22 protein-coding genes and 2 pseudogenes are annotated in these 26622 nt (G+C 72.1%); 13 read left to right on the forward strand and 11 right to left on the reverse strand.

Annotation, left to right across the window (positions count from 1 at the left end):
* Nucleotides 1-51 precede the first annotated feature (51 nt).
* From C8E84_RS16300 to C8E84_RS16315, 4 genes are read left to right on the forward strand one after another with little or no spacing between them, the layout of a single operon-like run.
* On the forward strand, nucleotides 52-1356 hold the full coding sequence (locus C8E84_RS16300; protein WP_159903823.1) for a nucleotide sugar dehydrogenase: 1305 nt from the start codon (nucleotides 52-54) through the stop codon (nucleotides 1354-1356).
* A gap of 2 nt (nucleotides 1357-1358) precedes the next feature.
* A complete protein-coding gene (locus tag C8E84_RS16305) occupies nucleotides 1359-1958 on the forward strand; it encodes an acyltransferase (RefSeq protein WP_159903825.1) in 600 nt (199 codons plus the stop codon).
* Nucleotides 1955-3043, forward strand: a complete 1089-nt coding sequence (locus C8E84_RS16310) for a DegT/DnrJ/EryC1/StrS family aminotransferase (RefSeq protein ID WP_159903827.1) — start codon at nucleotides 1955-1957, stop codon at nucleotides 3041-3043. The genes C8E84_RS16305 and C8E84_RS16310 overlap by 4 nt, the downstream gene beginning before the upstream one ends.
* Nucleotides 3044-3046: 3 nt before the next feature.
* Entirely contained in the window at nucleotides 3047-4039 is a 993-nt protein-coding gene (locus tag C8E84_RS16315; RefSeq protein WP_159903828.1) for a Gfo/Idh/MocA family protein, read from the forward strand.
* Nucleotides 4040-4179: 140 nt separating this feature from the next.
* Here the strand turns inward: C8E84_RS16315 and C8E84_RS16320 are convergent, their stop codons facing one another.
* From C8E84_RS16320 to C8E84_RS16340, 5 genes are read right to left on the reverse strand one after another with little or no spacing between them, the layout of a single operon-like run.
* A complete protein-coding gene (locus C8E84_RS16320) occupies nucleotides 4180-5202 on the reverse strand; it encodes a glycosyltransferase family protein (protein WP_159903829.1) in 1023 nt (340 codons plus the stop codon).
* Entirely contained in the window at nucleotides 5199-6386 is a 1188-nt protein-coding gene (locus C8E84_RS16325; RefSeq protein ID WP_159903830.1) for a glycosyltransferase, read from the reverse strand. Before C8E84_RS16325 ends, C8E84_RS16320 begins: the two co-directional genes overlap by 4 nt.
* Nucleotides 6383-7864: a lipopolysaccharide biosynthesis protein gene (locus C8E84_RS16330; RefSeq protein WP_159903831.1), complete on the reverse strand. Its 1482-nt coding sequence runs from the start codon at nucleotides 7862-7864 to the stop codon at nucleotides 6383-6385. The genes C8E84_RS16325 and C8E84_RS16330 overlap by 4 nt, the downstream gene beginning before the upstream one ends.
* Nucleotides 7861-8985: a glycosyltransferase family protein gene (locus tag C8E84_RS16335; RefSeq protein ID WP_159903833.1), complete on the reverse strand. Its 1125-nt coding sequence runs from the start codon at nucleotides 8983-8985 to the stop codon at nucleotides 7861-7863. Before C8E84_RS16335 ends, C8E84_RS16330 begins: the two co-directional genes overlap by 4 nt.
* A gap of 46 nt (nucleotides 8986-9031) precedes the next feature.
* Entirely contained in the window at nucleotides 9032-10291 is a 1260-nt protein-coding gene (locus tag C8E84_RS16340; protein ID WP_159903846.1) for a nucleotide sugar dehydrogenase, read from the reverse strand.
* 156 nt (nucleotides 10292-10447) lie between these two features.
* On the opposite strand from C8E84_RS16340, the gene C8E84_RS16345 reads away from it, so the two are divergent.
* Nucleotides 10448-11614 (forward strand): acyl-CoA dehydrogenase family protein, encoded by a 1167-nt coding sequence (locus tag C8E84_RS16345; protein ID WP_159903848.1) that lies wholly within the window; start codon nucleotides 10448-10450, stop codon nucleotides 11612-11614.
* A gap of 36 nt (nucleotides 11615-11650) precedes the next feature.
* On the opposite strand, the gene C8E84_RS16350 is transcribed toward C8E84_RS16345, so the two are convergent.
* Nucleotides 11651-12115 (reverse strand): LCP family protein, encoded by a 465-nt coding sequence (locus C8E84_RS16350; RefSeq protein WP_343041756.1) that lies wholly within the window; start codon nucleotides 12113-12115, stop codon nucleotides 11651-11653.
* Here C8E84_RS16350 and C8E84_RS16355 point away from each other — a divergent pair.
* Nucleotides 12084-12936: pseudogene (locus tag C8E84_RS16355) on the forward strand (Gfo/Idh/MocA family protein); the annotation flags it as partial. The gene C8E84_RS16350 and the pseudogene C8E84_RS16355 sit on opposite strands and share 32 nt — an antisense overlap.
* Before the next feature lie 16 nt (nucleotides 12937-12952).
* On the opposite strand, the gene C8E84_RS16360 reads toward C8E84_RS16355, so the two are convergent.
* Entirely contained in the window at nucleotides 12953-14149 is a 1197-nt protein-coding gene (locus C8E84_RS16360; RefSeq protein ID WP_159903852.1) for a glycosyltransferase, read from the reverse strand.
* Between the two features lie 158 nt (nucleotides 14150-14307).
* Between C8E84_RS16360 and C8E84_RS16365 the strand changes: the two genes are divergently transcribed.
* The 5 genes and pseudogenes from C8E84_RS16365 to C8E84_RS16385 all read left to right on the forward strand — a co-directional run bounded on the left by C8E84_RS16365 (nucleotide 14308) and on the right by C8E84_RS16385 (nucleotide 18651).
* Nucleotides 14308-15009: a GNAT family N-acetyltransferase gene (locus tag C8E84_RS16365; protein ID WP_159903854.1), complete on the forward strand. Its 702-nt coding sequence runs from the start codon at nucleotides 14308-14310 to the stop codon at nucleotides 15007-15009.
* Nucleotides 14915-15740, forward strand: a pseudogene (locus tag C8E84_RS18265) (IS5 family transposase); the annotation flags it as partial. The gene C8E84_RS16365 and the pseudogene C8E84_RS18265, both read left to right, overlap by 95 nt.
* A gap of 245 nt (nucleotides 15741-15985) precedes the next feature.
* Complete coding sequence (locus C8E84_RS16375; protein WP_159903856.1) at nucleotides 15986-17062, forward strand: IS110 family RNA-guided transposase; 1077 nt, start codon at nucleotides 15986-15988, stop codon at nucleotides 17060-17062.
* A 110-nt stretch (nucleotides 17063-17172) separates the two neighbouring features.
* Complete coding sequence (locus tag C8E84_RS16380) at nucleotides 17173-17646, forward strand: hypothetical protein (protein ID WP_159903858.1); 474 nt, start codon at nucleotides 17173-17175, stop codon at nucleotides 17644-17646.
* A 3-nt stretch (nucleotides 17647-17649) separates the two neighbouring features.
* Complete coding sequence (locus C8E84_RS16385; protein ID WP_159903860.1) at nucleotides 17650-18651, forward strand: hypothetical protein; 1002 nt, start codon at nucleotides 17650-17652, stop codon at nucleotides 18649-18651.
* A 10-nt stretch (nucleotides 18652-18661) separates the two neighbouring features.
* Here C8E84_RS16385 and C8E84_RS16390 read toward each other — a convergent pair whose 3' ends face one another.
* From C8E84_RS16390 to C8E84_RS16400, 3 genes are read right to left on the reverse strand one after another with little or no spacing between them, the layout of a single operon-like run.
* Entirely contained in the window at nucleotides 18662-20155 is a 1494-nt protein-coding gene (locus C8E84_RS16390) for a lipopolysaccharide biosynthesis protein (RefSeq protein WP_159903862.1), read from the reverse strand.
* Nucleotides 20152-21150: a glycosyltransferase family protein gene (locus C8E84_RS16395; protein ID WP_159903864.1), complete on the reverse strand. Its 999-nt coding sequence runs from the start codon at nucleotides 21148-21150 to the stop codon at nucleotides 20152-20154. The genes C8E84_RS16390 and C8E84_RS16395 overlap by 4 nt, the downstream gene beginning before the upstream one ends.
* Complete coding sequence (locus C8E84_RS16400) at nucleotides 21147-22295, reverse strand: glycosyltransferase (RefSeq protein ID WP_159903866.1); 1149 nt, start codon at nucleotides 22293-22295, stop codon at nucleotides 21147-21149. Before C8E84_RS16400 ends, C8E84_RS16395 begins: the two co-directional genes overlap by 4 nt.
* Before the next feature lie 126 nt (nucleotides 22296-22421).
* Here C8E84_RS16400 and C8E84_RS16405 point away from each other — a divergent pair, with 126 nt between their 5' ends.
* A complete protein-coding gene (locus tag C8E84_RS16405; RefSeq protein WP_159903848.1) occupies nucleotides 22422-23588 on the forward strand; it encodes an acyl-CoA dehydrogenase family protein in 1167 nt (388 codons plus the stop codon).
* A gap of 36 nt (nucleotides 23589-23624) precedes the next feature.
* Here C8E84_RS16405 and C8E84_RS16410 read toward each other — a convergent pair whose 3' ends face one another.
* Nucleotides 23625-24683 carry an LCP family protein gene (locus C8E84_RS16410; RefSeq protein WP_246196995.1) on the reverse strand — a complete coding sequence of 353 codons (1059 nt, stop codon included), beginning with the start codon at nucleotides 24681-24683 and terminating at the stop codon, nucleotides 23625-23627.
* 407 nt (nucleotides 24684-25090) lie between these two features.
* Between C8E84_RS16410 and C8E84_RS16415 the strand changes: the two genes are divergently transcribed.
* Nucleotides 25091-26581, forward strand: a complete 1491-nt coding sequence (locus C8E84_RS16415; RefSeq protein ID WP_159903870.1) for an LCP family protein — start codon at nucleotides 25091-25093, stop codon at nucleotides 26579-26581.
* The last annotated feature ends 41 nt before the right edge of the window (nucleotides 26582-26622 follow it).

The raw sequence follows: 26622 nt of genomic DNA on the forward strand, positions 1-26622 counted from the left end.
TGGTGCTGCATTTTGATGTCGTCTAAAATAAGACCTTGACTGGGAGTCCGTGTGCGCATCACCGTCGTCGGCCTTGGCAAGATCGGGCTACCCCTCTCTGTCCAGTTCGCGCGGAGGGGCCACCGCGTCTTTGGTGCCGATGCCAGTGCGGTCACCGTCGCCAAGGTGAATGCTGGGGAAGCGCCGTTCCCCGGCGAGGACCACCTCCCGGAGTATCTCAGGGCAGTCGTCCGGTCTGGAGATCTGCGGGCCACCACGGATACGGCCGAGGCGGTGTCGCACAGCGACGTCGTTGTTGTCGTCGTCCCCCTCTTCGTCGACGATGAGGCGAGACCCGACTTCGGCTGGTTGGACTCCGCCACCGACGACATCGCTCGAGGTTTGCGGCCGGGTACGCTCGTGAGCTACGAGACGACGCTTCCCGTGGGCACCACGCGTGACCGCTGGAAACCTCGGCTTGAAGCGGGCTCAGGGCTGGTGGAGGGAGTCGACTTCCACCTGGTGTTCTCCCCTGAGCGGGTGCTGACGGGCCGCGTCTTCGCGGACTTGCGCAAGTACCCCAAGCTCATCGGTGGGCTCTCGCCCCAGGGGGCGGCCCGGGCCGTGGAGTTCTACGAGTCCGCACTGCAGTTCGACGAGCGCCCCGACCTCGACCGCCCCAACGGCGTCTGGAACCTGGGGTCGGCTGAAGCGGCCGAGATGGCCAAGCTCGCTGAGACGACCTACCGTGACGTCAACATCGGCCTCGCGAATCAGTTCGGTGCGTTTGCGGCCCGAGTCGGCATCGATGTCTACGAGGTCATCGAGGCAAGCAACTCGCAGCCCTACAGCCACATCCACCGCCCGGGCATCGCGGTGGGCGGACACTGCATCCCGGTGTACCCCCGCCTCTATCTGTGGAATGACCCCGAAGCGACAGTCGTGCGCGCGGCCCGGGAGGCCAACGCGGCAATGCCGTCCTACACCGTCGGACTCGCGGTCGGCGCAGCTGGCGGTGACCTCACCGGCCAGCGTGTGGCCGTGCTCGGCGCCTCGTACCGTGGAGGTGTCAAGGAGACGGCGTTCTCCGGGGTGTTCGCGACCGTCGACGCCTTGCGCGAGGCCGGTGCCGACGTCGTCGTCCACGACCCCCTCTACACCCGCGAGGAGCTCGCGGGCTTCGGGTGGGCGCCCTATTCGATCGGTGACGCGGCTCACGTCGTCATCCTCCAGGCCGACCACGCCGAATACCGTGACTTGTCCGCGCGGGACGTGCCGGGTGTGCGGGTCGTCGTCGACGGACGGCGGATCCTCGACCGAGCCCGCTTCGAGGGCGTGCGGTTCCTCGTTGTGGGACAGGCCGAGAGGGTGGGCTGATCGTGGCTGTGCGAATCGTCGACTCGGCCGACGTCGCTGACAGCGCCACACTCGGCGATGGCACGTCGGTCTGGCACCTCGCGCAGGTCCGCGAGCACGCGGTTTTGGGAGCGAACTGCATCGTCGGGCGCGGGGCCTACGTGGGCACCGGGGTGCGCCTGGGGAACAACTGCAAGCTCCAGAACTACGCTCTCGTCTACGAGCCCGCGGTCCTTGAAGACGGCGTCTTCGTGGGGCCGGGCGTCGTCTTCACCAACGACCACTACCCGCGCTCAGTCGACCCAGATGGCACGCTCAAGCGCGGGGACGACTGGGAAGCCGTCGGGGTCATCTGCCACGAGGGCTCGTCCATCGGAGCCCGTTCGGTGTGCGTGGCGCCGGTGACGATCGGTCGGTGGGCTCTGGTTGCCGCAGGGTCGGTGGTCACCCAGGACGTCCCGGACTTCGCTCTTGTAGCGGGGGTTCCGGCACGGCGCGTTCGCTGGGTCGGCCGAGCCGGGGTCCCGCTCGAACCCGGCACCAAGGCAGACACGTGGGTATGCCCCCAGACCGGCCAGACCTATCTCGAGAACGACGACACCCTTTCGGAGGCCCCGCAGTGACTGACTTCATTCCTCCCGCCAAGCCGATCATCGGCGCCGAGGAGCGGGCCGCTGTCGACCGAGTCCTGCGCAGTGGGATGTTGGCCCAAGGGCCAGAGGTCAAGGCGTTCGAGGAGGAGTTCTCGGCGCACTTCGGATTGGGTCGGGCGTGTGTCGCGGCGAACTCCGGCACATCCGGTTTACACCTCGGACTGCTCTCGAGCGGGGTCAAGGCCGGCGATGAAGTCATCGTCCCGTCGTTCACCTTCGCGGCCACGTGCAATTCGGTCGCGCTCACCGGCGCCACCCCGGTGTTCGCCGACATCGACGCAGACGACTTCAACCTCTCGCCCGCGGCGATCGAGGCGAGCATCACCGAGCGGACCGTCGGCATCATGCCGGTGCACCTCTACGGGCACCCGGCCAAGATGGACCGGATTATGGTGATTGCTGACCGGCACGGCATCCAGGTGTTCGAGGACGCCGCGCAGGCCCACGGTGCGTCGCTGAACGGCACCCCCGTCGGTGCTTTCGGGTCCTTCGCAATGTTCTCGCTCTACCCGACCAAGAACATGACCTCCGGTGAGGGCGGCATGGTCTCCGCGGCCACCCCCGAGATCGAGCGACTGATGCGGCTCTACCGCAACCAGGGCATGGAGCGGCAGTACCACAACGAAGTGGTGGGCTTCAACGCCCGGATGACCGACATCCACGCCGCCATCGGCCGGGAGCAGTTGAAGAAGGTCGGAGGATGGACGGCGCAGCGCCAAGCCAACGCTGCGTTCCTGTCAGCGAACCTCACCGGCGTGACGACCCCGCCGGTTGCCGAGGGAGCCGTCCACGTCTACCACCAGTACACGGTGCGCGTTCCGGAGGACCGCGACGGCTTCGCCGCGGCTCTGCGCGAGGAGTACAACGTCGGCTCGGGCATGTTCTACCCCGTGCCCAACCACCAGCTGGCGCCCTTCCGCGTCGACGTCGACCTGCCCGAGACGGCCCGCGCGGCCGCGGAGTGCCTGTCGCTGCCGGTGCACCCCTCGCTCTCGCAGGGCGACCTCGAACGGATCGTCACGGCGGTCAATGCCCTCGCCGCGGCGGGTGCCTGAGCCATGGCGAACCTGCGCGCTGGCCTCATCGGCCTGGGCATGATGGGCCGCCACCACGCCCGGGTGCTCGGCAGCCTGCCCGGGGTGGACCTCGTGGCCGTGGCCGACCCGGGCGGTGACGTGCACGGCGCCTCCGGTGGGCGGCCGGTGGAGGCCGACATCGAGGCGCTCATCGCGCACGGCCTCGACTACTGCATGGTCGCGGTGCCGACGGCCTACCACGAGCAGGTGGGGCTGGCCCTGGCCGAGGCCGGCGTGCACGCGATGATCGAGAAGCCGCTCGCCCAGGACACCCGCTCGGCGACGGCAGTGGCCTTGGCGTTCTCCGCCCGGGGGCTCGTCGGCGCCGTCGGGCACATCGAGCGCTACAACCCGGCTCTGCAGCAGGCTCGTTCACGCATCGAGGCGGGCGAGCTCGGTCACATCTACCAGGTCGTGACGCGGCGCCAGGGGCCCTTCCCCGCGCGGATCGCCGACGTCGGCGTCGTCAAGGACCTCGGCACGCACGACATCGACCTCACGGCCTGGGTGACCCAGCAGGAGTACGCCTCGGTCGCCGCCCGCACCACTCACCGCTCGGGTCGTGAGCACGAGGACATGGTCGCCGTCGTGGGCCAGCTCGCCGGCGGCACGATCACGAGCCACCTCGTCAACTGGCTCTCGCCGTTCAAGGAGCGGGTGACGGTGGTCACCGGCAGCAAGGGCTCGTTCGTGGCCGACACGCTGAGCGCCGACCTCACCTTCCACGCCAACGGCGAGATCGAGCAGGCCTGGGACGCCATCTCCAAGTTCCGGGGCGTGTCCGAGGGCGACGTCGTGCGTTACGCCATCCCGAAGCCCGAGCCGCTGCGGGTCGAGCACGAGCAGTTCCGCGATGCCGTGCTCGGCAAGGACGCCGACATCGTCACCATGGAGCAGGGGCTGCGCACGGTGCTCGTCGCCGAGGCGGTGCTCGAGTCGGCCCGATCGGGCGCCACGGTGGTCGTGCCGGCCTGATCGGCCGGGTGGGGGTCCCCATCGGGCGGACCTGGTGGATGCCGCAGCGGGACGTCGGTTCCTGCCGGTCCTTGCCAATGGTCGGCTGGTCGTCCGGGACATGTGGGTGACATCAGCAGGCCGACCGCCCTGGTACGTCGTCAGCGGGCGGCCAGCACGCGCGTGTGGACCTCGAGCACGCGGTCGAGCACCGTGCCGGCGCCGTGCTCGCGGCGCACCCACGCCCGCGCGGGCTGCGGGTCGTGCCGCTGCGGGTCGTCGACGTAGGCCACGGCCGCCTCGACCACGGCGTCGACGTCGGCGGCCAGCACCGGCGGGGGCGATCCGGCGAGCCCGGCGTAGCCGCCGAGGGATGACGGCACGAGCAGCGGCGTCCCCGCCGCCATCGCCTCCAGCTCGCTCGCCGAGAGGATGCCGGCCGCCTGCCCCACGACGGCCGTCGACGTCGCGAGCCAGCGCAGGTAGTCGTCGTGACCCATCCTGGGGGCGAGCCGCACTCCCGCGGCCCGGGCGGCATCCGTCCCCGGTCCCCAGTCCAGCCCCACCACCTCGGCCCGGCCGGCGAGGGCGGCCACGAGGCCCCGCGCCACGTCGACCTGGGTCCTCAGCCCCTTGACGTCCTCCCACCGCGACGCGAAGGCGACCCGCGGCCGCTGGAGCGGCGGTCGCCAGGCCGGCACGGCATCCGTCGACACCGGCACCGGCACGTAGGTGGCGTCGGGGCGGTGGGGCAGCACGTGCTCGACGAGGTCGGGGGTGGAGAAGACGACGGCCTCGGCCTCGGCCAACGCCCTGCGCACCGACGCGCCCGCGGCGGAGTCGTACTGCGCGCTGCGCACGTCGCTGCCGTGACAGTGCAGCACGTAGCGCGGCGCCGCCACGCGGCTGTGCCTCACGGTGGTCGCGGAGTGCACGTGCACGATGTCGTGGGTGCGCGCCCCCACGGCGAGGCGCGCGAGCCAGGGCACCCCCAGGGCCGCCCGCTGCGCCTGCCCCAGAACCCCCGACCACTCACGCCGGTTCGACGCGAGTGGGAGGTGGTCCCAGCGCAGCCCGCGCGAACGGGCCTCGGCCTCGAGCGTGGCGGCCGTGAGCGCGGCCTCGCCGACCTGGAGGACGGAGGCGGCGTCCGGCGCCGGGGAGGGGTGCGGGGAGCGGGTCACGAGCCGCGATTGTAGAGGTGCTGGTCGGCCGCCTCGAGCACGGCGTCGGCCGCACGGCCGGCCACCGACCGCTGGCTCGCGTTCTCCTCGGTCCACGCGGCGAGGCCGGCGCGACGCTGGGGCGTCGGGGGAGCGGCGAGCGCGCTGCGCATCCCCTCGGCGACCGCCTGGGGCTCCCAGTCGCAGCCCCACCCCAGCCCGTGCTCCTCGACCATGGTGCGCCCGGGGCCACCACCGGCGTAGACCACGGGGGCGCCGCAGGCGGTCGCGGCGAACATCTTCGTGGGGAACGCGATGTCGTAGCCCGCCCCGGGGCGCAGCGACGCGAGCCCGGCCACCGCGCCCGAGAACGCCGCGGCGACGACCGCGCCGGGGACGACGCCCGGGAACTCGACGGCCCCCAGGGCCAGCTCGTCGGCGCGGCGGCGCATCAGCGCCAGGTCGGTGCCCTGGCCGAACATGACGAGCCTGGCCTGCGGGTGCTCGGCGTGAACCAGCCCGAACGCCTCGACGAAGACCGCCGCGCCGTGCACCTCGCTCATCGTGCCGGCGTAGACGAACGTCGGTGCGGCCGTGGCCGGCGCGTCGGGCTGCGGCCGGAACACGCCGGTGTCGACGCCCGTGCCGACGACGACGACCCGCACACGGTCCCCGGTGAGGTCGGCGATGGCCTCGGCGACCGAGTCGCTGACGGTGAGCACGCACACGGCGCCGCTCATGGCCCACGCCTCGAGCCGGCGCAGCACCGACAGCAGGGGCCCCCGCAGGCCGATGCCCTGGGCTGCTGCCGACGACACGTCGCCCGCGTAGTAGACGTAGCGTCGGCGGCGCAGCGCGGTGACCACGCGCACGACGGCACCCGTCGTCGGCGGCGGCTCGACGACGACGAGGTCCACGCCGCGGGTCAGCAGCAGGCGCGCCGCGAGCGGCCCGTCGAAGCTCGCGAACGACAGGTACCCGCGGACGTTGCCTCCGGCGTCACGGCGCACCGGCCAGCGCGACACGCGCACGCCGGGGGCGTCCTGGGGCCGTAGGCCACCAGGGGGGCGGGTCGACAGCACGCGCACCGAAGCACCTCGGGAGACGAGCGTGCGGGCCAGGGCCCCAAGGCGGTAGGCGGCAGCGCCGGGCTCCGGCGGGAAGAGCCGCGAGGCGATGACGACGCGTGGGCGGTTCACCGTCATGCCGTGCCCCTGAACGCGCCGGCCACCCGGCGCACGTCGCGCCGTTGCACGGCGAACCAGCCGGCGGCGAAGGCCGCGGCGAGGGCGACGTCCAGCCAGGGCCCCCACCCGCTGCGCCGTTCGACGAGCACGGCCGCCCCGGCGACGAGCACGGCACCGGCCACGGTGAGCAGTAGCCGGCTCCACCGCTGACCGTGGCGGCGCATGACGACGACGACGGGGATGCCGGCCAGCACCGTGACACCCGCCAGGTACCCCGCTGCCACGGCCACAGTCCCCCCTTCCGGTGCGGCGACGACCCAGACGAGGATGCCGACGAGCATGCCCGACACGCTCGCAACCGTGGTCGTGACGACGCCGCGCTGGGACTCGATGTTGAGCGCGCTGACGCTCGCAACCCCCAGCGTGGTGACGAGGATGGCGAGGCTGAGCACCGGCAGCAGGTCGGCCACCTCGGTGTAGTCCCGGCCCCACACGACGGCCACGAGCACGCGGGCGAGCACGGCCAGGGTGCCCAGCGCCCCCACCATGACGGTGGCGATGCCGCGCATGGCGGCATCCGTCTGGGAGAGAAAGGCCGGCCGGTCGCCGCGGCCCAGCGCCTCGGCCAGGGTCGGCAAGAGGACGAGCGACAGGGCGGTGACGAGCAGCGAGGCCGGCGTCGCCAGCGTCAGGGCCGCGGCGTAGCCCCCCGCCTCGTGGGCGTCGCCGGTGGTGCGCACCACGACCTGGGAGAGCTGGAGGAAGCCGGTGCTGGCCAGGGTGCCCACGGTGGTGAGGGCGATGAACGTCGTCACCTCCCGGCGTGGGGGCCCCTGGGCGGCAGCGTGCCGCGTGCCGGCCGGCCAGTTGAGCCCGACGTAGAGCAGGTTGGCCACGACGAGCGGCACCGTGAGGGTCACGCCCCTCGCGCCGGCCGCGAGCAGGGCGGCCAGCCCGCCGAGGCCCACGACGCTGGTGAGCACGTCGGAGGCCGCGGCCCGCTCCACGCGCCCCAGGGCGAACAGCGAGCCGCGCACAAGGCCGTAGCCCCCGAGCGCCACCACGAGCAGCGCGACGATCAGGCCCTCGGCGAGCGTGCCGTCCCCGATGACGCGCCACGCCGGCACGGCCACCGCGGCCCCGACGCCGGCGGCCACGACCGCCGTCGCAGTCACGAATCGCGCGAGCGACCGGGCGCCGTCGACGTCACCGGCGCCCAGGGCGCGGGCGACGAACCGCGACATCGCCGCCCCCGCCGACGTCGGCCACAGCAGCGACAGGAACGTCGCGATGGAGATCGCAGTGGCCACCTGGCCGACCCACTCCCGTCCGGCGATCGTGCCGACCAGCCAGGCCGTGAGGAACCGCAGGGCCCCCTGAGCCACGAGCCCGGCCACCGAGAGCGCGCTGCCGCGGGCGAGCGAGCTGCGGGTCCCCGGGGCGATGACCGGCCGCGGGCCCCACGGGCGCCAGTCGGCAGCCCCCGTGGTCGTCATCGGCGCCGCGACGAGCGCGCGGCAGCCCACTGCCCGATGACCTCGGCGAACCGGGCGCCGTCGCGCTGCCAGGAGTACTGCTCCCGCGCCGTCGCGTAAGCGTTCAGCGCGAGCCGGTGCTGCTCCGTGCGGTCGGCGTCCCAGCCCTGGATGGCCGCGACGGCACCCTCGACGTCACCGAACCCGATGACGGCGCCGGCATCCGCCTCCAGCACCATCTGCGCAGACGCCTCGTTCGGTGTCGTGACCGTCGGCACGCCGTGCGCCATGTACTCCATGACCTTGGTCGGCCGGGACTGCGCGTAGTTGCGGTGGGGGTGCAGCATCGCCAGCCCGGCGAGGGCACCGCGCAGGCGGTGCAGTGCCTCGGTGTTGGGCACGAAGCCGTGGTAGCGCAGGTTGTCGAGGCGCTGCGCCGCGCGCCCGAGGTCGTCGTGCACCGACGGCGAGGCGTTGCCGAGCACGTCGAAGGTCACGCCCGGGAGCCGCTCGGCCACGGCGACGAGCTCGTCGGAGCCGCGCGCCCGCGTGAGCGCCCCGAGGTAGACCACCCTGGGCTGCTCCTCCGCCGGCCCCGGCGCCTCGTCGGGGACGAGCACGGTGTTCGGTACGACGGGGTGCTCGTGCCGGAACCGGCCCTGGTAGTCGTACTCGGCGAGGAGCAGGCGGATGCCGTGCTCGGCCACTCGCTCGGCCGCGCCGATCGCCCCGGCACCCACGCGCTGCACCGGGCGGGGCAGGTCGAGCATGTACATCTGGGCCGGCACGTCCTCATGGACGTCCCACACGAGCACCGGGCCCGGCCGGCCACCACGCAGCCGCGCCACGGCGAGCGCCGGCAGCAGCTCGGGGTCGTGCACGAGCACCACGTCGTGCCGTGACGCCTCATGCGCCAGAACCCTGGCGGCGGCCCGCACGGCTCGCGCGCGCACCACGGGCCTGCCCTGCGAGCGGGGGACGTCGATGGTGCGCAGGTCGGGCGGGGGAGTGGCACCGAAGGCCGAGAAGGGCGCGACGTAGGTGACCTCGTGGCCGTGCCCGACGAGGGCGCCGATCTCACGGTGCTGGATCCGCGCGTCCTCCGGAGGGTGCGCGACGGTCAGGACGAGGACGCGCGCCATGACGGGCCACCGCCCTTCCGCGCCGTCGGCCGGGTCGCGGGCCGGGTCACAGGCGGTGCGCCGCGGGCGACGTCGTCGCCCCGCGGGTGTCGAAGAACACCACCGCGTCGCGGGCCAGCGCGTCGGCGTCATAACTGCGGTGGTCCTGCAGCAGCACGACGACGTCGGCCTCGGCGACGGCGGCGGCGAGGTCGGGCACCCGGGTGAGCTCGCGGTCGCGCAGGTGCCAGGTCTCGACGAATGCGTCGTGGAAGCGCACGTCGGCGCCCTTCTCGACAAGGCGCTCGGCAACGGGGACGGCCGGGCTCTCGCGCTGGTCGGCGATGTCGGGCTTGTACGTCACCCCGAGCAGCAGCACCGTAGCCCCGCGGGTGGCCAGGCCGGTGTCGTTGAGGAGGTCCGCGACGCGGGAGACGACGTACGCCGGCATCCCGCTGTTGATCTCCTGGGCCAGCTCGACGAAGCGGAAGGGATAGCCCAGCTGCCGCCGCACCTCGTGGCTGAGGTAGTTGGGGTCGATGGGGATGCAGTGCCCCCCGACGCCAGGGCCGGGACGGAAGGTCTGGAAGCCGAACGGCTTGGTGCCCGCCCCGCGGATGACCTCCCAGATGTCGATGCCGAGGTCGTGGCAGAACCGCGCCATCTCGTTGACCAGCGCGATGTTCACGTGGCGGTAGGTGTTCTCGAGCAGCTTCGCGGTCTCGGCCTCCCTCGCGCCCAACAGCGGCACCACCTCGTCGACGAAGTCCGCGTAGAACGCGCAGGCGGCCTCGGTGCTGGCGGCCGTCACCCCGCCGACGAGCTTGGGGGTGTTGCGGATGCCGTACTCCGGGAACCCGGGGTTGACCCGCTCGGGGGAGAAGGCGAGGTGGAAGTCGGTGTCGAGCACGTGCCCGGCCGCCTCGAGCAGGGGCAGCACCTGGTGGTCGGTCGTGCCCGGGTAGGTCGTCGACTCGAGGATGACGACCGTGTCGGCGGTCAGGTGCTCGGCGCACGACCGGGTGGCTGCGAGCACCGCCCCGAGGTCCGGGCCGCCGTCCTCCGACAGGGGGGTGGGCACGCAGATGACGACGACGTCGGCGTCCGCGATGACCCGCTGGTCGGTCGTGGCGCGGTACCCCGCGCCCAGCATCTCGGCGATGTCGGCGTCTGAGAGGTCGTCGACGTGGGAGCGCCCGCCGTTGAGCGCGGCCACGAGGCTCTCGGTGACGTCGAGCCCGTGCACGGTCCAGCCGGCGAGCGCCGCCGCCTGCGCGAGGGGGAGGCCGACGTAGCCCTGCCCGATGACGACGGCGGCGCGGGACATGGGGTACCTCGGGGGAAGGGGGCAGCGGGACGGGTGACAGTCTAGGGTCCCCCGCGGCCGGGCCTGTCGCGCGCCGCGAGGCGCCGCGAGGGGCTGGCGCGTGACCGGTACCCGGACCAGCGCGGGCGACGGATACCCAGCAGTAACATGGGCGCCATGAGCGGGAACCCTGACTTTGACACCTACCGCCTCTCCGAGGACCACGAGGCGATCCGCGAGGCCGTGCGCGCGGTGGCTGCGGACAAGATCGCACCGTGGGCCGCCGCGGTCGACGAGGAGGCGCGCTACCCGCAGGAGGCGCACGACGCGCTCGTGGCCAGCGACTTCTTCGCACCCCACGTTCCCGAGCAGTACGGCGGGGTGGGTGCCGACGCGCTGGCGACGTGCATCGTCATCGAGGAGGTCGCGCGGGCCGACGCCTCGGCCTCGCTGATCCCGGCGGTCAACAAGCTCGGCTCGATGCCGGTGATCCTGGGCGGTACCGAGGAGCTCAAGACCCGTTACCTCACCCCGCTGGCCGCCGGGGAGACGACGTTCTCCTACGGGCTGAGCGAGCGCGAGGCGGGCTCGGACACGGCATCCATGAAGTGCCGTGCCGTGCGCGACGGCGACGACTGGGTGCTCAACGGCCAGAAGGCGTGGATCACCAATGCCGGTGTCTCGCGGTACTACACCGTTCTCGCGGTCACCGACCCGGATGGCCCGCGAGGCAACAACGTCACGGCGTTCGTCGTCGAGAAGGACGACCCCGGGTTCAGCTTCGGCGAGAAGGAGCGCAAGCTCGGCATCAAGGGGTCGCCCACGAGGGAGCTGATCTTCGAGCGCACCAGGATCCCCGGAGACCGGGTCGTCGGCGAGGTCGGCGCCGGGCTGAAACTGGCGCTCGCGACGCTCGACCACACCCGGGTCACCATCGGGGCGCAGGCCGTCGGCATCGCGCAGGGTGCGATCGACCACGCGCTGTCGTACGTCAAGGAGCGGCGCCAGTTCGGCACGGCAATCGCCGAATTCCAGGGCGTGCAGTTCATGCTCGCCGACATGGCGATGGAGCTCGAGGCGGCGCGGCAGCTGGTCTACGTCGCGGCCGCGAAGTCCGAGCGCGGCGACCCCGACCTGCCGTTCTTCGGTGCGGCCGCCAAGTGCTACGCGTCCGACGTCGCGATGAAGGTGACCACGGATGCCGTGCAGCTGCTCGGCGGGGCCGGCTACACCCGCGACTTCCCGCTCGAGCGGATGATGCGCGACGCCAAGATCACCCAGATCTACGAGGGCACCAACCAGGTGCAGCGCATCGTCATGGCCCGCCAGCTCCTGAAGGGATGAGCCGGCCAGCTCGTCGTCGCGGGAGGGCGTCGGGGGTCAGCCTCGCGGTCGACCGTCGGTGCCCGCGGGAGGGCTGTCGATCGGTGTGCCCTCGCGCAGCATGGTGAACAGGGCATCGGCCCGCTCGTCGTCCCAGATGACCGAACTGCCCGCGCTCGTCGTCGTGCTCGTCGACGACAGCGGCACGACGAGGCTCAGGGCCTGGTCGGAGGAGACCTTTCGCATCGTCGACAGGATCCGGTAGGAGTCCAGCAGCGAGGTGTCCTCGCCCACGACGACGCTTGACGTCGCCGTGTGGGTGAATCCCCACCAGCGCCAGGGGAGGAGCACCGTCGACGGCCTCGCGGCCTGCTTCATGACGGCGCCGAGGAACTGACGCTGTCGCTCCGCGCGCCCGAGGTCGCCGCGAGGGTCGGAGTAGCGCGCCCGGACGTAGCGAGCGCGTTCTTGCCGTCCAACTCCTGGCAGCCGGCCGGTGGAGGCCGACATCGAGGCGCTCATCGCGCACGGCCTCGACTACTGCATGGTCGCGGTGCCGACGGCCTACCACGAGCAGGTGGGGCTGGCCCTGGCCGAGGCCGGCGTGCACGCGATGATCGAGAAGCCGCTCGCCCAGGACACCCGCTCGGCGACGGCAGTGGCCTTGGCGTTCTCCGCCCGGGGGCTCGTCGGCGCCGTCGGGCACATCGAGCGCTACAACCCGGCTCTGCAGCAGGCTCGTTCACGCATCGAGGCGGGCGAGCTCGGTCACATCTACCAGGTCGTGACGCGGCGCCAGGGGCCCTTCCCCGCGCGGATCGCCGACGTCGGCGTCGTCAAGGACCTCGGCACGCACGACATCGACCTCACGGCCTGGGTGACCCAGCAGGAGTACGCCTCGGTCGCCGCCCGCACCACCCACCGCTCGGGTCGTGAGCACGAGGACATGGTCGCCGTCGTGGGCCAGCTCGCCGGCGGCACGATCACGAGCCACCTCGTCAACTGGCTCTCGCCGTTCAGGGAGCGCGTCACGGTCATTACCGGTAGCAAGGGCTCGTTCGTCGCTGACACCCTCAGGCCGACCTGACCTTTCACGCCAACGGTGAGATCGAGCAGGCATGGGACGCCATCTCCAAGTTCAGGGGGTCTCCGAGGGCGACGTCGTCCGCTACGCCATCCCGAAGCCGGAGCCGCTCAGGGTTGAGCACGAGCAGTTCCGCGACGCCGTCCTCGGCTTCGACGCCGATATCGTGACGATGGAGCAGGGGCTGCGCACAGTGCTCGTCGCGGGGGCCTGCTTGGAGTCGGCCCGTACCGGCAGCACCATCGCGATCGACACCTGACGCGCAGGCCCGGCGATCAGGCTCCGGCCGCGCGAAGCACGACGTCGGCGGCGGTCGCGGCGACGGCCCGCTGGCTGGCGTGCGCGACCGTCCACGCCGTGAGCCGCTCCCGGTCCTCCGGGGTGGGCGGCACCACGAGGGCGCTGCGTAGCGCGGCGGCCACCTCGTCGACGTCCCACCGACAGGCCCAGCCGAGCCGGTGCTCGACGACCATCGCCGATCCCGGACCCGGTCCGGCGTAGACCACGGGCGCACCGCACGCCGTGGCGGCGAACATCTTCGTCGGGAAGGCGTAGTTGTACCCGACGTTCGGGTGGAGCGAGGCGAGGCCCGCCCGGGCCGTCGTCATGGCTCGCGCCACGACCGCACCGGGCACCACGCCGTGGAACTCGACCCGGCCGGGGACGAGCCGCGCGGCGAGGGCACGCAGCTCATCCTCCTGCGTGCCCTGACCGAAGACGACGAGTCGGGCGTGGGGGACCTCGTCGGCGACCCGGGCGAACGCCTCGACGAAGACTGACGCCCCGTGCACCTCCGACATGGTGCCGGCGTAGACAACGGTGGGAGGGCTGGCGTCGATGGCATCCCCGGCCTGCGCGACGGGCGCGACGGGCGCGAACACTTCGGTGTCGACTCCCGTGCCCACCACCGGGACGGGCACCCGCCCGCGGGTCAGGCGGCGCACCTCCTCCGCGACACCCTCCGACACGGCCAGCACCTCGACCGCGCCCCCCATGGCGAAGCGTTCGACCCGGCGCAGCACGCGCACCACTGCGTGGGGCACGCCGATGCCCTCGGCGGCGGTGGAGGAGACGTCACCCGCGTAGTAGACGTACGGCACCCGGCGCAGGGTAGTGGCCAGGCGCACCACCGTGCCCGTGGTCGGTGGGGGCTCGACGACCACGACGTCTGGTCGTCGGCGGAGCAGCAACCGCAGCAGCAGGGGGCCGTCGAAGCTGGCGAACTGGACGTAACCCCTCACGTTGCCGCCCGCGTCGCGCAGCACGGGCCACCGCGACGCACGCACGCCCGGGGCGTCGGAGGGCACCTGGCCGTGCGGGGGCCGGGTGGTGACGACGTCGACCTCGACACCCCGGTCGGTCAGCGCCCGGGCCAGAGCACCGAGGCGGTATGCCGCGGCGCCGGACTCCGGTGGGAAGAGGCGGCTCGCGATGGCGACCCGGGTGGCACCCGGGGGACGGCGACGGCTCATGCGGGGATGGGGACGCACGTGGGTTCCGGTGGCGCCGATGAGGGTGCGGCAGGAGCGTCGACAGTGTCCACGAGGTGGCACTCTATCGCCCGGGCGGGGCGTCGCCGACGGGGTGGGGCGGGGGCGACGTGCGCCGCCCGTGAGGCGCTAGGGTCGCGGTGACGAACCCTGGAAAGGACCCGTACCCGATGCCGAGGACACCCCGCACGTGGACCGTGCGACCCGGGACCGCCGAGGACGCCTCGGCGCTGCAAGAGCCCTTCCACGTCGTGTTCGCTCACGATCGGGGCGAGGAGCACCACTCCTGGAAGTTCGATGCCAACCCCGCTGGCCCACCCGTGCTCGCTGTCGCCGAGGACGACGGGCGGCTCGTGGGGCAGTACGCCCTGTGGCCGGTCCGGCTGGCGGTCGGGTCGGAGGTGCTTCTCGGCGCGCAGTCGCTCGACACGATGACCCATCCCGACTACCGCGGGCAGGGCATGTTCACCACGCTGGCCAAGGAGGCGATGACCTTCGCCGCCGACCGTGGCGTCGAGGTCCTGTTCGGCTTCCCGAACAGCGCCAGCTACCCGGGCTTCGTCACCAAGCTCGACTGGGACCACACCGGTGACGTCCCGCACCATTCCCGGGTGCTGCGGCCGTCCGCGCACCCGCGGGTACCCGGCTGGGCCGGGCGCGCGGCCGACCTGGCCGCGCGGCTCATCCCCTCGGGGGCTAGGGCGTGTCTCCATAAGGTGAGCGTGGTTGTCGGGGATTGTTGGCGTCATGTCACGAACCCGGGTCCTCACCGACGCCCAGTGGGCGTTGATCTCACCGTTGATGCCGTCCTCGGATGGCAAGCAGGGCAAGCCTTTTCGTGATCACCGGCAGGTGGTCGAGGGGATCATCTACCGGTACCGCACCGGAATCGCGTGGCGTGACCTGCCAGCGGAGTTCGGGCCGTGGCAGACGGTGTGGAAGCGGCACCGGCGCCTTGCCGGGGACGGCACCTGGGACCGGGTCCTTGCCGCGTTGCTGGCCGGCGCGAACGCTGCCGGGCTGATCGACTGGGAGGTCAGCGTGGACTCCACCGTCACCCGCGCTCATCAGCACGGCACGAACCTGCCCCGAGCTGCGCAGGTCACAGGGGGACCTACCGAACTACAAGAATCTGGGCGAGGAGCCGCCTGACCACGCCGTCGGCCGCTCCCGCGGTGGCTTGTCGACCAAGATCCACCAGCTGTGCGACGGCCACGGCCGGCCGCTGGTCATCCTGCTGGGACCGGGGCAGGGCAGCGACTCGCGGATGTTCCCGCACCTGCTGGACGCTCTACGCGTCCCCCGGCACGGCCGCGGACGTCCCCGCACCACCCCCGATGCGGTGCTGGGCGACAAGGCGTACTCCAGCCGCGGACACCGCGCTCTGCCGCGCCGGCGGGGCATCACCGCAGTCATCGCCGAACCCGAGGACCAGAAGGCCAACCGCAAACGCCGCGGCGCCAAGGGCGGCAGACCCCCGGCGTTCGACGAGCAGCGGTACAAGAACCGCAACGTCGTCGAACGTAGCTTCAACACCTTCAAGCAGTGGCGGGCCCTGGCCACCCGCTACGACTGTGAGGATGGACGAGTGCCGCCCCGGGTCGTGGTCTGGCCCGCGTTACGACTGGCCTTGGGTGCCTTGAGTTTGATCTGTCGACCGCGCGCCCGGGGCGGTGCTTGCTGCCGTCCGGTCGACCAGGCGTGTCTCTATAGGGGCCTTGCCAGTAACAGGGCACCATCACAGTCCTGACCGCCTGAGCCGACCGGACGACGGCTATCCGTTCCCAAGCAGTCAGGAGACGAACGACCGTGCCAAGCATGCCCTCAACCACGCCACCCGACTCCGCCGAGGTGGTGCTGGGTGTCGATACACACAAGGACGCCCACGTCGCCGCGGTCCTCACCACGTTGGGTGTCCTGCTGGCCACCAGCACGTTCCCGACCACCGCCGCGGGCTACCGTGAGCTGCTGGCGTGGGCCCGCGGGTTTGGGCCCCTGCACCGGGCCGGGGTCGAGTGCACCGGCTCCTACGGCGCCGCCCTGACGCGTTACCTGCGCGCTGAGAAGATCACCGTGATCGAGGTCAACCGCGGCGACCGCAGCGAGCGGCGCCGGCGTGGCAAGACCGACACCCTCGACGCCGAAACCGCGGCACGGGCGGTGCTGTCCGGGCGCGCCACCGCGATCGCCAAGGCCGGTGACGGGCAGGTCGAGATGCTGCGAATGTTCAAGCTGGCCAAGGCATCCGCGGTCAAGTCCCGTAGCCAGGCCATCAACCAGCTCAAGGCCGTCCTGGTCCGCGCCGACCCCGCCCTGCGCGAGTCAATGACAGGGCTGAGCAACCCCAAGCTGTTCCGCCGATGCGCCGAGCTGACCGTCTCGGCCGCCAGCGACTGCGCCACCGCGGCCGCGCTGACCCTGCGGCTCCTGGCCCGTCGCATCCTGACCCTGACCGACGAGATCAACGAGCTCGAAGACCAGATCACCACGGCCGTGCAGGCCCGCGCGCCGCGGCTGCTGCGCCGGTACGGCGTCGGACCGGACACCGCCGCCGCGCTGCTGCTCACCGCCGGGGACAACCCCGAACGCCTGCGCAGCGAAGGCTCCTTCGCCGCGCTCTGCGGGGTCAGCCCGATCCAGGCATCCTCGGGAAAGACCCATCGACGCCGACTGAACACAGGAGGCGACCGCCAAGCAAACTCCGCCCTCTACACGATCACCATCGCCTGCCTGCGCTGGGACACACGCACCCAGCAGTACGTCCACCGCCGCATCGCCGAAGGCAAGACCCGCCGCGAAGCGATCCGCTGCCTCAAGCGCTACATCAGCCGCGAGCTCTACCGCGACATCACCGCAACGCCGGACCCATCCTCACGAGCCAGCTCGGCCGCTTGACATCCATAGGGGCATCAAGCTCGCCCTGACCTACCGAGCCGGCGCGCTCCTCCGCGCCGTCCTCATCTGGCTTGACGCGTTAGGAGACACGCCCTAGTGGCGGTGCCCGGGTGGGCCAAGCCGACCCCGAGGCCTTGGCGGCCCTCCACGCCGAGCACGGGGCCACCCAGGGGTGCCGGGTCGACCGCACGGTGGAGTACCTCACCTGGCGCCTCGCGCCGGGGTTCGGGAAGGCCTACGAGTGGATCGTCGTCGGCGACGGCGACGGCCCCGACGCCATCGCGGTGTGGGGGCGCGACCTGGCGGCCGACCGGGCTGTGCTCACCGAGCTCGTCGGGAGCACTCCGCACGCCATGTCGGTGGCCCTGGCCGGTGTCATAGCACGCGCGGCCGAGGAGGGGCGCAGCGAACTGGTCGCCACGACCCACCACACCGCGGTCGACCCGCTGCTGCGCCGTGCGGGGTTCATCTCGCGCGGCGCGCTGCCCCTCATTGTCCGCAAGCTGACGACCCGCGTCATCCCGGGCAACGTCCACCGCCACGATGCGTGGGCGGTCTTCGGCAGCGACCTGGACACCTACTGACTCATGAGTCGCGCACTGCTGATCCCCACCCCCGACGGCTCCGGGCAGATGGCGCACCCGGACGTCGTGTACGTGCCCGGAGGGTTCGCCGGGTTCCCTTACCTGATGGCCTGCACCCCCTACCCGTTCGGCGTGGACCGGTTCGAGAACCCCTGCCTGCGCGTGTCCGACGACGGCGTGCGGTGGCAGCCGCTCCCGGGAGCACCCGACCCGGTCGTCCCGGCGCCCACCGACCCGTCGCGCCACTGGTCGGACACCGACCTCTCCCTCGTCGACGGCGTCCTGCACCTGGTCTTCCGGGGGTGCGTGCGCGGGGCGCAGGACGCGCAGCTCCTCGTCACCAAGAGCCGGGATGGCATCGAGTGGACCGAGCCCACGGTGTTCCACGAGGGCCATCGGATCGTGTCCCCCGCCTTGGTCCACCACGAGGGCCGGTGGTCCATGTGGCACGTCGAGGCCGACTCGAACCCCGGCGACCAGGGGTCGAGGCTGGTGCGCACGCAGGGGCCGGAGCTCATCTCGCTCCGGGAGCCGACGACATGTCCGATCGACATCCCCGGTCACCGCCTGTGGCACGTCGACGTCGTGGCCACGGACCTGGGCTGGGAGGCCCTGTGCGCGGCATACCCGGAGCGCGCGAACGCGTCGCGGTGCGCCCTCTTCCACGCCGTGAGCGCGGACGGTCTGTCCTTCCGACTCAGCCAACGGCGTCCGGTGCTCCGTCCCCGCGCCGGCACATGGAGCTCACGGGTGATCTACCGGGCGACCTTGGTGAAGTCCTCGTCCGGCTACCGCGTCTGGTACTCCGGGGGGTCATGGGCGAAGCGCTGGGGCGTGGGGCTCGCGGAGGGCCCCATCGGGGCGCTCCGACCCGTGCCCGACGTTCCCGGAGGACCTCGCGGCGACACCCTGCTGGAAGGTCTGCGGGGCAGGCTCACCTACATGGCGATCTACCGCACGCCCGCGCCGGTGAAGCGGGCCCTGCGCGCCGTGCTGCCGGGGTGAGGGACCGGCCTCAGGCCGACGGGTGCGGGGTGCGGCGCCGCCGAGGGACGAGGCGCAGGTCCTTGCGGGATAGGGTCCACCAGACCAGGCAGAACAGCAGGGCGATCAGGGGCTCTGCCAGGACCGGGACCCCCAGCGCCCGCTCCGCGACGAACAGGCCGATGAGCAGGACCAGCCCGAGGGCCGCCCGGCCGAGCAGGAGCCCCCACCGGTGCCCGCCGATCCGCCACTCAGTCACGAGCGGCACCAGGGCGCCCACGAGGGTACCCGCGAGGTAGCCGATGGCGATGCCGACGATGCCGAGCGAGGGGATGACGAATACCCACACGAGGGCCCCGACAGCGAGGCCGATCAGGCTGGCCCCGCTGGACAGTTGCATGAGGTTCTTGCTCCGGGTCGCCAGCGCGTTGACGCTGGCCGTCGCGATGTTGCTCGCGAGGATGGCGAGCAGGAGCAGGGGGAAAACGAGGGTCTCGGCGTCGAACTGCGGGCCCCACAGGCTCATGACCAGCCTCGAGCACAGGATCATCGACCCGAGGACGGTCACCATCGCCAGCACCAGCACCCGCGTGGCCTGGTCGGTCTGGGTACGGAAGAGGGCCTTGTCCCCGCGCCCCCACTCCTCGGCCAGCGCAGGGAAGAGGACCAGGCTCAGCGAGACGGCGAGCAGCGACGCTGGCGTGGCGGTGGTCATCGCGGCCGCGAACTGACCGGCCTCGGCGGCGTCGAGGTTCTTGGCGACGATCATGCTGATCTGCAGGAAGCCCGAGCTCGCGACCGAGCCGGCCACTCCGAGCAGCACTACTTGGTCGAGCTCGCTGCGCAGGCCGGCCGGCAGGGTCGCCCCGCGGTCCACGCCTCGGGGCAGGCCACCGAGCGTATAGGCGGCATAGGACAGGGCGAGTGCACTCAGCAGAGCCGGGCCCCGGACTCCCAGCAGGAGCAGGGCGACCAGCACGGCCAGCCCTATCGCGGCACACCCGATGTCCCAGAGGGTCGCCCGCGCCACCTGACCCGTGCCGTACTGGACGCCGCGCGTGAAGGTGTACCCGGCATACGCCGCCGTGAACGCCGAGACAGCCCAGGCCTCGGGCCACAGGCCGTTGCCGACGGTCGCCCAGAGGGGAAAGGCCAGCAGCGAGAGCACGATCCCCGACTGGAGAGCGCGCCGGCGGAAGTGGGCCGTGACCGCGTGCAACTCGACGGTGTCCTGCGCCCCCCGGGCCCGGGCGATGTACTTCGAGGCGGCGCTGCCGGTCGTCGTAGGCCAGAGGAGCGCGAGGATTGTCCCCATTGACATTGCCGCCGCCACCGTGCCCAGCACGACCTTCCCTGCGACCTGGCCGATGAGCCAGCTCGTCGCGAACCGCAGGCCGCCTTGGGCCAACAACCCGGCCATCGACAGCGCTCCCCGCTGCGCGATCGTCCCCTGGGTTGTGGACTCCAGCCCCAGCGGGCGCAGGTGGGGGACCAGCCGGGCGAGCCGGCCGCGGAAGCCGCTCACCGGTCGGCCTGGCGCTCGGCCACGATGGCGGCGTACAGGGCGGCGACGGTGTCGACGGCCTGCTCGACTCCGTGCTCGTCGCGTACCCACGCGCGGCCGACGGCGGGGTCGTGGGACGCGCCTCCGGCGAGCGCCATGGCTGCCTCGGCCACCGCGGCCGGGCTCCCGCCCACGACGGGCGGCGGGGTGCCGGCCAGCCCGGCATAGAGCGGGAGCCCCGTCGGCAGGAGCAACGGAGCCCCAGTGCCCATCGCCTCCAGCTCGCTTGCCGAGAGGATGCCGGCCGCCTGGCCGACGACGGCCGTGGACCCGGCGAGCCAGGCGAGGAACTCGGTGTGTCCCCCGCGCGGCACGAGCTTCACCCCGGCCTCCCGCGCCGCGTCGGCGCCCGGGCCCCAGTCGAGACCGAGTACCTCGGCGCGCTCCCCGAGTGCGGCGACGAGGCGCCGGGCGGTGTCCAGCTGTCCGTCCAAGCCCTTGGCTGCCTCCCACCGCGAGGCGAAGACGATGCGGGGCTGGGCGGTGTCGGGTGACCACTGCGGCAGGTCGTCGACCGACACGGGCACGGGGAGGTAGCTGGCGTCCTCTCGGTGCGGCAGGACGTGCTCGGCGAGGTCAGGTGTGGAGTAGAGCACCGCCTCGGCCTCCGCCAGGGCCCGGCGCACCGAGGGGCCGAGCGTGGGATCGTACTGCGTGGTGCGCACGTCGGTGCCGTGGCAGTGAAGCACGTAGCGCGGGGCAGCGCGGCGGCTGTGCGCCACCGTCGTCGCCGAGTGCACGTGCACAACGTCGTGGCGCTGGGCGGCGACGGCGAGGCGGCCCAGCCAGGTGGCGCCGAGCACGGCCCGCTGCACACCGGCCACCGGCCCCGCCCAGTCCGTGCGGGTGCTCGCGAGGGGCATGTGGTCCCACGGCAGCCCCCGGGCCCGGGCCGTGGCGACGAGGTGGGCCGCGGTCCGGGCCGCATCCCCCACGTGCACGGCGCACGTCGTCATCCGCCCGCCGCCAGGAGTGAGGTGACGACGGCGGAGGCCACGGCCTCGTCCTGCTCGCTCGACAGCTCACGGGCGTGGTCGTGCGAGGCCTGCTTCCCGGCGCGCACGGCGTCGGCGTCCAGGGTGGACAGGGCGCGGACGAACGACGCCAAGTCGAAGTCGTCGGCGACGACACCGAGGTCGTGCTGCCGCACGAGACGCGCCATCTCCGGGGCCGGGCCCACAGCGTGGGCGAGCCGGGCTTGGACGAAGTCGAAGAACTTGTTGGGGAGGGCGTACTCCGCGTTGATGTTGATCGGCGGCATGCAGAAGGCCCCGACGTCGTACCGGTTCAGCGTGGCCGGCAGGTCACCCGGGGCGACGGGGTCGTGGATCGTCACGCGGCCCGAGCGGGCCGCCAGGGTCTCCAGCTCGCGCAGGTAGCGGCCACCGTCCCCGGCCCGCACGAGGTAGAGGTCGAGGGTGATGTGCGGGAGTTCCTGGGTGGCCGCGACCAGCATCTCGAGGTTGCGCCCGGGGATCGCGCCCCCGCTGTGCACCAGGCGCAGCCGGCCCTCCTCCACCTGAGTGGGCGCGAGGTCACGCCAGGGGCCGGCGTTGCGGACGATCGACGGGCGTGCGATGCCGTAGCGCTCGGCGTACCGCTCGGCCAGCGGCTCGCACACCGTCGTGACCGCGGATGACCGCGGCAGGTACACCCGGCAGAGGTGGTCCATGAGCGGCGCCACGAGAAGGCGCCAGGTGCGCACGTGCGAGAACTCCTCCGCGGCCCACTCGTGCATGTCACCCCACACCGGTGCCCCGTCGGCCACGTCGTGGGCCAGGGGGAGGGCACGCGCGTCGTTGGCGACGACGAGGTCGAAGCGGCGCCCCTCCAACAGCTTGAGCGCGCGGCGGATGCCGGGAGCGTCCAGCTCTGCGGACTCCAGGCGTCGGGCGGCCAGCTTCGCGACGCCGAGCGGGGTGCGCGGCAGCGAGTCCAGGCCGTCCTCGACGCGCAGGTGGTGGCTGGCGTGGGGCGGGGGCTCGCCGTAACCGACCGTCGTGACCTCTCCGTGCCGGGCGAGGACCTCGACCTGCCGCAGCACCCGGGCGTCCCGGGTGATCGGTGACAGCGAGACGGAGAGGATCTGGGGGCGGCTCACGACGGGGGAGTCTACGGGGGCGCCTGACCTGCACCGTCGTGACGCCCGGGCACCGCGGTGGCGTCCTCCGCGTTCTGCGGGACGGGACCGCCGACGACCGGTGATACCACCAGTAACATGGGCGCCATGAGCGGGAACCCTGACTTTGACACCTACCGCCTCTCCGAGGACCACGAGGCGATCCGCGAGGCCGTGCGCGCGGTGGCTGCGGACAAGATCGCACCGTGGGCCGCCGCGGTCGACGAGGAGGCGCGCTACCCGCAGGAGGCGCACGACGCGCTCGTGGCCAGCGACTTCTTCGCACCCCACGTTCCCGAGCAGTACGGCGGGGTGGGTGCCGACGCGCTGGCGACGTGCATCGTCATCGAGGAGGTCGCGCGGGCCGACGCCTCGGCCTCGCTGATCCCGGCGGTCAACAAGCTCGGCTCGATGCCGGTGATCCTGGGCGGTACCGAGGAGCTCAAGACCCGTTACCTCACCCCGCTGGCCGCCGGGGAGACGACGTTCTCCTACGGGCTGAGCGAGCGCGAGGCGGGCTCGGACACGGCATCCATGAAGTGCCGTGCCGTGCGCGACGGCGACGACTGGGTGCTCAACGGCCAGAAGGCGTGGATCACCAATGCCGGTGTCTCGCGGTACTACACCGTTCTCGCGGTCACCGACCCGGATGGCCCGCGAGGCAACAACGTCACGGCGTTCGTCGTCGAGAAGGACGACCCCGGGTTCAGCTTCGGCGAGAAGGAGCGCAAGCTCGGCATCAAGGGGTCGCCCACGAGGGAGCTGATCTTCGAGCGCACCAGGATCCCCGGAGACCGGGTCGTCGGCGAGGTCGGCGCCGGGCTGAAACTGGCGCTCGCGACGCTCGACCACACCCGGGTCACCATCGGGGCGCAGGCCGTCGGCATCGCGCAGGGTGCGATCGACCACGCGCTGTCGTACGTCAAGGAGCGGCGCCAGTTCGGCACGGCAATCGCCGAATTCCAGGGCGTGCAGTTCATGCTCGCCGACATGGCGATGGAGCTCGAGGCGGCGCGGCAGCTGGTCTACGTCGCGGCCGCGAAGTCCGAGCGCGGCGACCCCGACCTGCCGTTCTTCGGTGCGGCCGCCAAGTGCTACGCGTCCGACGTCGCGATGAAGGTGACCACGGATGCCGTGCAGCTGCTCGGCGGGGCCGGCTACACCCGCGACTTCCCGCTCGAGCGGATGATGCGCGACGCCAAGATCACCCAGATCTACGAGGGCACCAACCAGGTGCAGCGCATCGTCATGGCCCGCCAGCTCCTGAAGGGATGAGCCGGCCAGCTCGTCGTCGCGGGAGGGCGTCGGGGGTCAGCCTCGCGGTCGACCGTCGGTGCCCGCGGGAGGGCTGTCGATCGGTGTGCCCTCGCGCAGCATGGTGAACAGGGCATCGGCCCGCTCGTCGTCCCAGATGACCGAACTGCCCGCGCTCGTCGTCGTGCTCGTCGACGACAGCGGCACGACGAGGCTCAGGGCCTGGTCGGAGGAGACCTTTCGCATCGTCGACAGGATCCGGTAGGAGTCCAGCAGCGAGGTGTCCTCGCCCACGACGACGCTTGACGTCGCCGTGTGGGTGAATCCCCACCAGCGCCAGGGGAGGAGCACCGTCGACGGCCTCGCGGCCTGCTTCATGACGGCGCCGAGGAACTGACGCTGTCGCTCCGCGCGCCCGAGGTCGCCGCGAGGGTCGGAGTAGCGCGCCCGGACGTAGCCGAGCGCGTTCTTGCCGTCCAACTCCTGGCAGCCGGCCTTGAGGTCGATGTGGGCCTTGGCGTCCTTGATGTCGTTCTTCACGCACACCTCGACGCCCCCGAGGCTGTCGACCACGCCGGCGAAACCGCCGAGCCCGATCTCGACGTAGCCGTCGATGGGCAGGCCGGTGGCCTCCTCGAGCGTGGCGACGAGCAGGCTCGGGCCCCCGATCGCGAAGGCCGCGTTGACCTTGTTGGTCTTGTGCCCGGGGATCGGCAGGAAGCTGTCGCGGGGGATGGAGATCAGCACGGGTTTGCCCGACCCGCTCGGTGTGTGCACGAGGATGATCGAGTCGGTGCGGCGCCCCTCGGCGTCGCCACCCACACCGATCGCCTTGCGTTCTGCGGCAGTGAGCCCCTCGCGGCTGTCCGAGCCGACGAGCAGGTAAGTGCTTCCGCTGGCATCGGCCGGCCGTTGCGTCGTGGGGGTGGTGTCCTCACGGGCAACCTGCGACCACGCGTGGATCGGGGTGACCACGATGAAGACGAGCCAGGCCGCGAGCGCCGCGAGGATCAGCCTCGACAGGCGCCGCGCCCGTCCGGGCCGGGGCGGCTGGGGCGCACGCGGGGCGCGGGGACCGCGCGGCGGTGTCGGGGGCGTGGGTTGTCGGGGCGCCACCGGTCGACCGAGTTCATCGTATGCCGTGTGGCCCGGTTGCGGGGCCGCGGCTGGTCGCCGGGGCTTGGCTGTCGAGGTCCGGGTGGGTTGGCTGGCTCGTGCCGGCGCTGCCTTGGCCCCTTTCGGGGCCGGCTTCGGAGCCGACTTGGCAGCCGGCTTTGTGGCGGGCCGTGCAGCGCGCCTCGTGTCGACGACGTAGACGTCCTCGTCGGCCGGTCTCGCCGGGCGCCTGCCCTGGGGGATCGGTCGTGCGTGGTCGTCGTTCATGTCGTTCCAGTGCTCTCGGGCTCGGGGTCACGTCGGCCCCAGTCTGCCAACGGAGTCTGGGATCTGCCTGATCGCGAAGCGACCCCCACCGCGGCGCGCCTCGTCCGCCACGGCGGCGTCAGGCTCGATACTCGGCAGTCATGGGATCACAGCGCGGCTCTGCGGTGCTCGATCGAGCCGCGACCGACGCGCCGATCCGAGTCGACACCCGAACCCCGGGCGACCTGCGCCGCGACCGTCGCCGTGCCTACACACTGCTCGGCCTGACCGTCGTGCTGCCCGGCTCGGCCCAGCTCGCCGTCGGCAACCCGACGCTCGGGCGCTTCGCCCTCAAGGGCTGGTTCGGGGTGTGGGCGGTGGCGGCCCTGTTCGGCCTGCTGGCCTTCGTGAACCGTGCGGCGGCGCTCACGGTGCTCACGCACCGGTGGACCCTCGCCGTGCTCCAGGCGCTCCTCTTCGCCATGGCCGCGATGTGGCTGGTGCTGCTCGTCGACGCCTGGCGGATCGGTCGCCCTGACCGGCTCGCCCGATCCGACCGCCGCCGCCTGCTCGTCGCCCTGGTCGTCCTGCTCGTGGCTCTTCCCGGGGCCACCGCCTACGCCGGGGTCAACGTCGGGGCTGCCCGCACGGCCATGACCTCGGTGTTCGGTGCCGGGGACGCGGCCGGAGCCGTGGACGGCCGGTTCAACATCCTCCTGCTCGGCGGAGACAGCGGTCGCGGACGTGAGGGCCTGCGACCAGACAGCATCCAACTGGCCAGCGTCGATGCCGAGACGGGCCGGGCCGTGTTGTTCGGCTTCTCCCGCGAGACCGAGAACATCACCTTCCGACGGGGCTCGGTCATGGCCGGGCTGATGCCGCAGGGGTGGACCTGCGGCGACGAGTGCCTGCTCAACGGGCTCTACACGTGGGGGCAGGACCACGCCGACGAGTTCCCGCCCGGCACGCAGGACCCGGGCCTCGTGGCGACGACCGAGGCCGTCGAGGCGTTGTCCGGCCTCGACATCCAGTACCACGTGCTGGTCGACCTCAAGGGGTTCCGCAGCCTCGTCGATGCCGTGGGTGGCCTGGACATCACCGTGCAGCGACGCACGCCGATCGGCTCGCAGGCCAACATCAAGGGCTGGATCGAGGCGGGGGAGCGGCATCTCGACGGCCACGACGCGCTCTGGTACGCCCGGAGCCGGGCCAACTCCACGAACTACGAGCGGATGGCCCGCCAGCGCTGTGTCGTGACCGCGATGATCCGCCAGCTCGACCCCCAGACCGTCGTGCTGAACTTCGGCGACATCGCCAACGCCACCAAGGGCGTCTTCCAGACCGACATCCCGCAGGGCGCGCTCGCCACCCTGGGTGACCTGGCCGTGAAGACCAAGCAGCAGAAGATCACCTCAGTGAACTTCGTGCCTCCGCTCATCAAGCCGTGGGACTACGACCCGGCCGTCGTGCACGCTGCGGTCGACAAGGCCATCGCACGGTCCGAGAAGGCCGACGCGGAACCCGCGCCCCCCGCTCGCGCCACTGAGACCCCGACGGAATCGGAGCCGAAGAAGCAGGCCGTCATGGAGAGGCCAGGTGCCGATCCGGACGCTTCCACCGACGACCTCGCTGGCGTCTGCACTGCGGGTTAGCGGAATGACCGTCGAACGCCACCCGGCAGCGGTGTTGGCGT

Source organism: Ornithinibacter aureus, assembly GCF_009858245.1.
Classification (GTDB): Bacteria; Actinomycetota; Actinomycetes; order Actinomycetales; family Dermatophilaceae; genus Fodinibacter; species Fodinibacter aureus.